The organism is Hyphomonas atlantica corrig. (assembly GCF_000682715.1).
Taxonomy (GTDB): domain Bacteria; phylum Pseudomonadota; class Alphaproteobacteria; order Caulobacterales; family Hyphomonadaceae; genus Hyphomonas; species Hyphomonas atlantica.
The window spans coordinates 163,731-173,700 of record NZ_AWFH01000062.1 but is presented as its reverse complement, the minus strand read 5'-3'; the positions used below and the strand labels follow the sequence as shown (position 1 = coordinate 173,700).

Genomic DNA, 9,970 nt, shown 5'->3' with positions numbered 1-9,970 from the left:
GATCTGTCTCATGGTCGCTGACGGGGAACAGATGCGATATATTGATGTGCTGGTGCGCTCAGGTCACCGTTGCGGTTCGCGAACGTCGTGGGCCAACCGGAAGCCGACAGTGAAATATCCCTGATCCTTAGGTCCGGGCAGTCGATATCTCGGTGACAGATAGTCGCCAGCATCGCCGTAGGAGCCGCCACGAATTGAGCGTTTGTCCGGCGTGTCGCATTCTGTGCGTGCGGAGCCATCGACAGGCGCGCCCACATAGTTGTCTTGATGACAGTCAGCTTGCCACTCCCAGACGTTTCCTCGCATGTCGTGGATGCCGAACTTGTCGGAAGGAAAACTCCCGACGGGGGCGGTTTCAATCCAGACATCCCGTCCTTCCGCTTTGCCGCCGCAGCAGTCAACCAACCCGATATTTGCTTCGTCGTGCCCGACGACGCCGTCCTCGCCTTCAATGTCGCCAAATGCCGCCACGTATTCCCATTCTGCTTCCGACGGTAGGCGATACGATTCCCCGGTTTGTTGCGTCAGCCAGGATGCGTAAGCTTGTGTATCTTCCCAGCTAACGCAGACGACAGGGTGATCTTCGGCTTGCGTGAATCCGGGGCGCTCCCAGTTTCGGTCAGGATCGATGTGCCAGGATTTCTCGTCTGTGTAGATGTTGCATTTGCCTTCGGACAGGTGCCCTGTAGCTCCAACGAACTGTCTGAACTCGCCTACCGTCACTTCTGTCTTGGCTAACGCAAAAGACCTATGAATATCGACGGTGTGTCGGGGTCCATCGATCTCTCCATATCCGTAGTCGATCGCCTCGCCCATCTCGAAACTGGCTGCAGGTATGACCACCATTTCTGCACCAGAAGGCGACCCCGCGGGTTGCGAACAGGCGGAAACTGTCATCGCCATCAATGCCAAGCACGTCGTTGAAATTATTCGCCGGACCATGTGGATTTCCAATCTATTCCGTTTGTTGGCTTCATTTCCCAATAGAATTTGCTCCGGGGGCGGTCATAATTTCCGATTTCGTTCATGGTTTGGGAATCGTAGAGGCGCCCATTGACCATTGTATACCGAACGCTGTTGGCATTGCGGATGTCCTCGGTCGGATCCTCGTCAAGTACAATGAGGTCTGCGAGCTTGCCGGGGGTGATTGACCCGAGTTGATGGTCAAGCCCGTAGGTCTTTGCGCCATTGATCGTAGCGGCTCGCAGGATTTCCATCGGTTCCATGCCGCTTTCCGCAAAGAGCAGCATCTCCCAATACATGGCGAGCCCGGAAACCTGACCGTGAGAGCCAACATTCACCGTTGCGCCGGCTTTTGCCAGTTTCGTCAAGGAGCGACCGACTGACCGGAATCCGATGTCGTAGATTTCATCTGACACATGGATCGAATGCATGCAGCGAACATGCAGGGGTGTGCCACTTTCGCCCGTGATTGGGTTATACGCATTGTTTACGTCGGGAATGAAGGCTTTGACTTTGTCCTGGGACCAGGAGTCTTCGTTTTCGTAGATGTAATTTTCGCCAAACAGCTCGCCGAACGTCACGATCAGTGTTGGCGTCATTGAGACGTCGGATGCAGCAATCAGCTGCTGAAGATCATCATAATAGGTGGCAACCGGAAGATTGTGCTCAAGATTGGTGTGTCCATCGAGAATCATCCCGATGTTTGTGTAGAATTGTCCGGCGCCTTCGCCATCAACCATGAAGTCGTATTCTCTCGCCGCCTGGAGAAGGCGCTGACGCTGAGCTCTTGTCGACAGCTTGTAGCTTTTCAGAATTGACGGGCCGAGCGCTTTGCGGCGCTTCAGGACGTTTCGAGCATCATCCAAAGAGGCAAGTGGGTGATACACACCAGCGGTGCGTCCTTTCACTCCGTGAACAACCTGACCAGATTTGAGCCAGCGCGGACCGACCAATTCTCCCGTCATGGTCATCTCACCGCTTTCGTAGGAAGTAAGGTCCTCGGAGTACGGATCGAAGTTCGTGGTGACGCCATAAGCGAGGGCGGCAAGACGCGTTGGGTGTTGCTGAGGCATAGTGCCGGCATCGAAGCAACATTCGATATGGCCATGCGCATCGAAGAAGCCAGGCATCAAGACTTTGCCCCTGATGTCGATCCGGGTGGCGTCTTTCGGAATCTTGACCTTGCGTCGCGGACCGACGGCGACAATCCGGTTTCCTTCAACAACAGTACCGTTCTTGATAACATCGCCTTCGATCGGAACGATCTTGCCGCCAACGAACGCAACTATGCCTTCAGGCTTGTCTGCCGGCAGCTGTATATTGATTGTCAGGGAGTGAGGCGTGCCGCTCTTGTCGGCGGGCGTAGTTGAAAGAATTTCTGCGCCCATCGTCCAGAAGAGTGTGGACGAGTCTTTCGACCATCTGAAAGCGTATCCACCAATATCACTCAGCAGACGAGCCGAGGCATTGTCCGGCGTGTTGATGGTTACGGGGGCTGGCTTGACGTCGAACGGCATGACGTAAGGGCGATTGTTGGACTTGAACGCCAGCCACTTCAGGTCAGGGCTCAAGGAGAAGTCCCGGATGTCTGCCATTTCAGAAATGGCATGTTCCTGTACGTCGCTACCGTCGAGCGTGATGCTCATCAACACAGATGACCGTTTCGCGTATGAGGACGGCTCTCCAAGAAAGAAGAGTCTGCTATCATCGGGAGAGAACACTGACAGGCCCGAGGCTTTCGTCAGGTATTTCGGACTACCTCCGGCCAGGTTCAGGAGATAAATGCCTGTCTCGGGCCCTGGTGCGTTGAAAGCTGTGTCGGGACTCATGATCCGATAGGCGATCAGTTCTCCAGAATTTGAGAACTGCGGCTCTCGAATGACCGCATGGCTTTCTGCAAGAACCGTCTCTTGGCCTGTATCGGCATGCCGCAGGATCAACTTACTACCAGTTTGGTCTTGCCAGCTTACATATGCGATTTGATGTCCGTCGGGGGACCATGTTGGTTCAGATTCCATGGCCATGGAATCCGTCAGGCGAGATGGCCGTGAAGGAGAGCTGGACCCGACTTCCCAGATCTTGCCCATTGCACGGAAGACTATCGAGCTACCGTCCGGATCCGGGGCGAGTTGGCGAATTGTGCGGACTTGAACCTGGTCTGGCGCGAGATCCTGCTTCACCCGAATTGCAGGTTGCAATTCATGGCGTGCCTTCAGATTAAACGGTATCTCTTCCGCCAGTGCAGACAGGGTGTCGATCTTCAGCAGCTTTCCCTTGGCCCAGATCGCAATGTGACGGCTGTCAGGAAACCAGTCGAAGGAGGGGTAATAATGCTCCTGTGGAAGGTAATCTCCGTGCAAGTCGCGCCCTAGATCCTGATAAATCGGCTCTTCATATCCGGACTCCAGATCTTTTACGAACAGAACTGTCTTTGCGCCCAAGCGACGGATGAAAGCGATGGATTTTCCATTCGGCGAGATCTGCGGTGTTGAGGCGCCCCCGAAACCGGAAATGGCTTTCTTTCTTTCGCCGGTTTCGAGATCCAAGCGCTTGATCGCGAAATTCTTCAAACCTGTGTTCATGTAAACATAGTGATCTCCGCCGATTCTCTCTGTGTAATAGAGGTGACGGCCATTCGGCGCGAAGCGTGGTTCCTGTACGTCTTTTCCGCTCGTCGGCGGAGGTACGACAATTTCTTCTGAACCGTCATCAATGCCGTACAGGTGAATTTCAGAATTTCGGACACGGAATATGTCTGAATAGGTAATTACACTTGCGATGGACTTTCCATCAGAGGACCAGGCCGGACCGGCGACCATGGCATGTGTTTCATGCGTGATCTGTCTAGCGTCGGTTCCGTCGGCCTTTGATATCCAGACATTGTCTGCGCCGCTTTCATCACTCAGATACGTGATGAACTGACCGTCAGGACTGAATTGAGGGCTGCGTTGGGTCACGGATCCATCGTGAATTGCGATGGCCGTGCCCCCAGTGGAGGGCATCGAATAGATATCATTCAGCAGGTCGAAGACGATGGTTTCGCCATCAGGACTTACATCCAGGCTCATCCAAGTGCCTTCTGTAAGCTCGAGTGTGACGACTTTCGGCTTAGTCTCTGTCTCGTCAGTCTGGGCATTGGCTGTGCACAAAACGCCCGGAAGACTGCATGCGACAGCGAGGATGAAGTGACGGATTCGCATAGTTTATTTTCCTCCGGCTGTGAGGCTAGCACCGGATTTCGTTCTTGAGTGATGCAAACTGTCGATGGGCTGGTGATGTATGCGCACCGTTCAGGCCGTAAAACGCAGTGTGGATCTCCTTCTGTCGGCGATACAGTTTCGCGGCAATCAGGAGAACTTCATGAAACAGACCGCAAAAGCCCTTCGTTCAATGGCCCTTGGCAGTGCCGTACTTTCGATTGTCGGGTGCGTCAGTGCGCCTGTCTCTCCGGCTACGATTGAGGCGGAGCTAATGGAGGCGGACATGGCCTATGAGGCGTTCAATCTGGAATACGGTTATGAAGCTGCCTCGAAGAAGTTCGTGGATTTCGACAAGGGGTTCATGCTCGAAGCTGGCGAAGGCTTTCTCACAGGTGAGGCTGCGATCATGGCAGAGCGACAACTGGATACGGTGCCATCACCTGTTCACTGGAAACCGATCGGTGCGATGGGGTCTGCAAGTGGCGATATGGGAGTCACCTGGGGAAGTTTCAGCGTTGATGGAGATCCAGAGACAACGGGTAACTACGTGACGGTGTGGCGCAAGGTAGACGGTGTCTGGAAGATCGTGACCGATACGGCTGTCGACGATCCGGCAGAGTAGCCGAGTGGCGTTCACTCTGTAGGACTAGCTTGCCCTCAGGAACATGGCCTCGATTTCTTCTTCACAATTGTCGAGGCCATACACGCCTGAATACACGTCTGAAATCCAACTGCGTAGCTGGCTGCGTGTTGGATCAGTCTCTGTGCCATTCGGGTGGTACAACAGGTTCAGCGGCGGAGGTGGCGCGTCGTTTAGTTGTGGCATGTGATAGGCGATGTCGTCGACTTTCCTGCAGCCAAGGCGTGCGTACCAGGCTTGTCTGCGTCTCTGCATTTCTCGTTCACCAGCGGATCCGTGTTCAGCCTCGACTTCAACGAACATCAGTCGATCGGCGCTGGTCGCCAATGTGTGGACGAACATTGATTTGCCGATACCTGTGTTACGACATGCTTCGCTGGTTGCCATATAGTCTAGCAAGCTGATCGGGAAAAAGCGTGATACATAGACGATCGAGATGCCTACGACATGGGATTCGAGTTCTGCGATCGTGAGCCTGTAGTCTTTTCTGTCCAGAAGGCTGAGAACCTCGGTGCGAGACTTTCGTTCGCTTGCGGGAAGAGAAATTTCATAAATTTCAAACGCCTCGTCAAACTTCTCTCGACAATCGGACAAATTCTTGAGTTTGATCTGAGCTGATACTGAATTCACGGTGATGCGTTTCGTCTTTCCTGTTCGTCGTGCCCCTAAATTAGAAGCGAAATCGTCTCAAGACGAATTTTCAACGAAGTCCTATTGAGTCAAAAGATCAGAACTCGTCTTAATGTTGGTAGTTTTGTCTATAGCAGGAAATGCGTTCCGAACCCCGATGAGGAGTATCATGAATGCGCAAAATGAAAAGATTCAGGCAGCGCCAAATCCTGTATCACGCAATCAAGCCGGACTGGATCGCCTTCACAACCACTTCAGTCCGGTTGCGAGCCTCAAGTTTCAGCGCCAGAGACCTCAGATGAAGTTTGACGGTCGTCTCCTGAATATCCAGTACACGTGCGATTTGCTTGTTTGATTCACCACGCTGCAGGCAGAAGAGAACTTCCCGCTCTCTGGGTGTTAGAGCTGCACCGTCTGCGCCACTATCGGTTTCAGATTGAGTTGGTGTGAAGACTTGTCCCGCCAGGATCAAGCGCACGGCCGCAACCAGGCCATCTCCGGGCATGGTTTTCGGTATGAAGCCGCGCGCGCCGCTCTCCATCAAGGCGGCGATTTCCATTTGACCGGCTACGCCTGAAAGGATTGCAAATCTTTGTTCGGGAAACTCTGCGATCAGGTCCTTGATATCCTGAACGCCTGTGATGCCCGGCATGCGCAAATCAATAAGGGCGAGATCGAATTCCGGGTCTTGAGTCGCCAACGATGTACGGAGGTCATCGCCATTTCGAGCGACTGAAATGTCAGCGTCTGGCAATTCATGCTCCAGAAGTGATCGAACGGCGTCGAGTACAAGGTCGTGATCATCAGCGATAAGGATACGCATTACGGTAAATCCTGTTCAGTCTTGCGACTCGAGTGGTGCCTTGAGGCCAATATAGTCCAAGGTTGCCCAGAGTGTTTCCCTCGATACAGGCTTGGGAAGTGTTCCGGCAAGGCCCGCAGGCAGGGGAGAGGCCAGGGCACCAGAGCTCAGAATGATTGGGATGTCTGGCTGTATCTCAAGCAGTTGTGGAACGAGATCGTCACCGCTCATCTGAGGCATTCTGCGATCTGTGATGATCAAGCCGAATGCGGACGGAGCGACTTTAAATACCGACAAGGCTTCCAAGGGATCGTAAAAGCAAACCGCATCCCATCCGAATTCCTTCAACAATCCTGTAACAAGGTCCGCTTGGAAACGGTCGTCGTCAACGACCATTGCGCCTTTCGGAGTGGTGTGGACGTCGCGATCAATTACTGACGGTGCCGGGCTCAAGGCGGCACCTAATGGCAGATCGATAACGATCCACACGCCTTCGCCGGGGCGACTGAACGCCTGCATCCGCCCCGGTTGCCCCTGAAGCAGTGCATCAACAGTCGTAAGGCCCAAGCCTCGGCCGGTCCCTTTTGTCGATTGAAATGGAATGAACGCCGTATCGAGCGCTTTTTGCGACATGCCCGCGCCATCATCCCTGACAATCAGACGCGCTGCAGGATACGCATTACACTCGCCCCGTTCGATAAAGGCGGACGGGCTGAAATGGGGTTCAATATCAGTTTGCTCCGATATCAGTTCCAGTGACAGGCAAACATTCCCGTCTTCTTCGATGGCCTCTCGAGCGTTTTTGACGAGGTTGAACACCATTCGGGAAAACAGGGTCGGATCAGTTTCGCACACGAGCTTTTCACTCGTTACCAAGACTTCAAACCCTTGCGTGGCAAGAAATTGATTGCTGTTCAGGTCACCTACATCTCGAACGAGGTCATTTAGCGCGCACATCTTCTGTTCGGGTGCGGTGTCGAAATTCATTAGATCATCAACTAGTTCGTTCGCCTGCCGGCAAGACTGTATGATCCTGTCCACGAGGATATCATACAAATCAGCCTGCATCTTGTCTGTCAGCAATTGCGCAGACGCATTGATAATCGCGAGAATGTTCGCAAAATCGTGTCCGACCGATTTGGCCATGCGGCCGAGCGCGTCGCGGCGTTCAGCGTCCAGCAGCATTTCATGCAATTGCTCACGTTGCGCCTCGCGTCGACGAATAATGCCGATATCGCGTGTCGAGCACAGAATTCCGCCATCGGAGAGGGCTGTAAGCGAAAGGTCCTGATGTACCTTGGAGCCGTCATTCGCGCGTCCGGTCACTTCTCCACGCCAATAGCCGTTTTGTTGGAAAAGCGGAAATATGTCCTTCTCGAAACGCAGGAGAGTGTCCCGATTATACATCATGCTCCAGGGCTTGCCGATGCATTCCTGTGCCTGAGCATAGCCGAACATGCTGGCATGGGTCGGATTCATGTAAGTGTAGTACCCATCCTTGTCGGTAATCGCGACGCCGTCTGCTGATACGTCAATGGCGGTCGACAAATGCTGTACTTGAAGCGCTTCAGTGCGCAGCTGTTCTGAGATCTCATAGAGCTCGGCGGAGCGTTGTTCGAGCAATTCTTCCGCAGCTGCGCGCGCCGAAGCCTCTCTTTCGAGCTTTCGTTTGAGCCGGGCAATCTGGTCGTCGTGTTCGCTCAACATCCGTTCCTGCGGATTATGTGAAAGTCCGCATTATAGAGATAACGGTGTTTACTATCGGTTCTCGAGATCTCAAAATCTTCGAGATCGTCGTAATGGTCCAGAGCGGCCATAATCATGCCTTCGCACAAATCAGCCATAGGCCGGGCTGAATTGTAAGTAATGCGCATTTCGTCGTTACCATTTCGCATGGATGGGCGAATATCCGGAACCTCTGCATCCGGGTAGAGTTTTTTGACGTCTCTATGGATGACGCCGTGAATACGTTCGATCAGGTCGAAGGCATGCGTCACTCCGTCTTGAGGGTGACCTGCAATAAGGCTTGGGAACAGATTCTGTCCGAATTTGACCAGAAGGGCACGCGCTGAAGTTCCGGTCCGATTGGATAGGGCCGTGACGAGTGCGATCATTTCAGAGTGATCGTAATATCCTACATTGGTGTAAACGCCGCCGGATGCCAATTCTGTGGAGTTTAGCAGCTCATCTATTACGGCTTCCCCAAACTCTCGTTCGGAAAATTCCAGAAACTGCCTGAAAACAACGCCCTTCAAGTTTTTTACCTCCAGATGCGGTGAAAATTGACGGCTGCAACAAGATGCGCGGCTCAGAATTCGACTTCTGGATAGATACCAGTGGTCAAACGACAGGACTACCTGACCAAAAGGTCAGGGTGAGGCACGCCTTTTGCGCTGCAGAGCCATCCTTCCGGAGAATATACGGCGGCGACCTTTCCCGGCATTTGTGTACTCGAGCTAAGCACTCATTCGGGGATACGAAATGACTGACTTGAATTTAAAAATACAATCGATTGGCCTTGCGGCGCTGTTCTTCTCTGGAGCACCCGCTGCCGCCCAGATTAGCATGGAAGCTTCTGGATGGGCGCAACAGCCTCTCGGATTTTCCAGAGACGCTCAAGCCAACCGCGTCGTGGTGACGGGAGGCGGCGCGAGCCCTTCAGCCCAAATAAGTTCATTCCGCGGTGCGGGCCCCATGATGCCAGCCTTGTCCGGAACCAGCACGGGCGGTCAGGCCACCGCGATCGGAAATATGATCAGCGTCGAAATTGAAGGAAACAACAACACTGTCGTTGTGGACGCGTCACAGATCAATCTGGGCGATCAGACCGCCATTGTTGCTCACCTTCCAACAAGCGGGAGTGATTGATCTTGGCCTACACTAAATTACTTCGTAACTTGCTGATCGGTTCGGGCTTGATAGCGGCAACGGCATGCACTTCCATGGAAGGCGTAGTCTCCGACCCCGACTATCTGGCGACCGGAGCGATCGTTGAAAACAGCTCAACGGCTTATTCAGAGCAGCTCAGCTGCATGAAGTGGAACACGCCTGCGGAGAAGCCCCGCATTGCCGTCGGTGATATTCGCGACATGACGGGCAGATTCTCCACATTTGAAGGGGCGGTTGCCACGCAAGGTGCTTCTCTCATGGTGATGTCTGCACTTAGTCAGGCAGGATTTCCGCTTGCTGAACGTCTTGATACGGCTGTTGCAGAGCAGGAACTCGAGTTTGCCAACAATCGCTTGATCAGTGAATCAGGCGAGCCAACAGAAGACTACCGCAAAGTGTTCACGGGTTCCATTGCAGGCAGCGACTACATTCTGCTCGGCGGCATAACAGAGCTGAACTTCAATGTGCATAGCGGTGTTCGAGAAGCACGTATCGGCCCAGTCATCGGCGGTGCCAGACATTATGCCATGACCGTGGCGCTTGACCTTCGACTGGTAAACACGACGGACCTGTCCGTGATCAATCTGGTCAGCCAACGGAAAGTTATTCGTGGTCGCGAAATTCGCGCGGGGGTCTTTGAGTTCATCGGAGACACGACCATTGACATCGGTTTGGGTGAGCGCGCTCAAGAGCCGGTGCACACCGCAATTCGAACGATTGTCGAAAGCGCAGTTTTCGACCTCGTCTCAGGTATCGCCGGCCCGTCCGCGCAAGCCTGCTCTCAAGCAGAGTTCGTCATGTTGGACGTGCCTGCCCTTCAACAGACCCAACATTAAAGGAGAATAT

At 53.6% G+C, this 9,970-nt stretch carries 9 protein-coding genes; 3 read left to right on the top strand and 6 right to left on the bottom strand.

Going from position 1 to position 9,970, the window contains the following annotated elements; genetic code table 11:
• Positions 1-63: 63 nt before the first annotated feature.
• The gene (locus HY36_RS16805; RefSeq protein WP_162176028.1) at positions 64-903 is read right to left on the bottom strand and encodes a formylglycine-generating enzyme family protein; all 840 of its coding nucleotides are present in this window, start codon (positions 901-903) and stop codon (positions 64-66) included.
• Positions 904-926: 23 nt separating this feature from the next.
• On the bottom strand, positions 927-4,031 hold the full coding sequence (locus HY36_RS16800) for an amidohydrolase family protein (protein WP_162176027.1): 3,105 nt from the start codon (positions 4,029-4,031) through the stop codon (positions 927-929).
• 292 nt (positions 4,032-4,323) lie between these two features.
• Between HY36_RS16800 and HY36_RS17995 the strand changes: the two genes are divergently transcribed.
• A complete protein-coding gene (locus tag HY36_RS17995; protein WP_155842016.1) occupies positions 4,324-4,785 on the top strand; it encodes a hypothetical protein in 462 nt (153 codons plus the stop codon).
• Between the two features lie 24 nt (positions 4,786-4,809).
• Here HY36_RS17995 and HY36_RS16790 read toward each other — a convergent pair whose 3' ends face one another.
• The 4 genes from HY36_RS16790 to HY36_RS16775 all read right to left on the bottom strand — a co-directional run bounded on the left by HY36_RS16790 (position 4,810) and on the right by HY36_RS16775 (position 8,490).
• Positions 4,810-5,397, bottom strand: a complete 588-nt coding sequence (locus HY36_RS16790) for a GNAT family N-acetyltransferase (protein WP_155842014.1) — start codon at positions 5,395-5,397, stop codon at positions 4,810-4,812.
• Between the two features lie 250 nt (positions 5,398-5,647).
• The gene (locus HY36_RS16785; RefSeq protein WP_035555325.1) at positions 5,648-6,256 is read right to left on the bottom strand and encodes a response regulator transcription factor; all 609 of its coding nucleotides are present in this window, start codon (positions 6,254-6,256) and stop codon (positions 5,648-5,650) included.
• 15 nt (positions 6,257-6,271) lie between these two features.
• Positions 6,272-7,939 (bottom strand): response regulator, encoded by a 1,668-nt coding sequence (locus HY36_RS16780; protein WP_162176026.1) that lies wholly within the window; start codon positions 7,937-7,939, stop codon positions 6,272-6,274.
• Complete coding sequence (locus tag HY36_RS16775; RefSeq protein WP_051602911.1) at positions 7,936-8,490, bottom strand: heme NO-binding domain-containing protein; 555 nt, start codon at positions 8,488-8,490, stop codon at positions 7,936-7,938. Before HY36_RS16775 ends, HY36_RS16780 begins: the two co-directional genes overlap by 4 nt.
• Before the next feature lie 439 nt (positions 8,491-8,929).
• On the opposite strand from HY36_RS16775, the gene HY36_RS18590 reads away from it, so the two are divergent.
• Positions 8,930-9,103 carry a hypothetical protein gene (locus tag HY36_RS18590; protein WP_162176025.1) on the top strand — a complete coding sequence of 58 codons (174 nt, stop codon included), beginning with the start codon at positions 8,930-8,932 and terminating at the stop codon, positions 9,101-9,103.
• Between the two features lie 74 nt (positions 9,104-9,177).
• Positions 9,178-9,960 carry a CsgG/HfaB family protein gene (locus tag HY36_RS16765; RefSeq protein WP_051602909.1) on the top strand — a complete coding sequence of 261 codons (783 nt, stop codon included), beginning with the start codon at positions 9,178-9,180 and terminating at the stop codon, positions 9,958-9,960.
• Positions 9,961-9,970 lie beyond the last annotated feature (10 nt).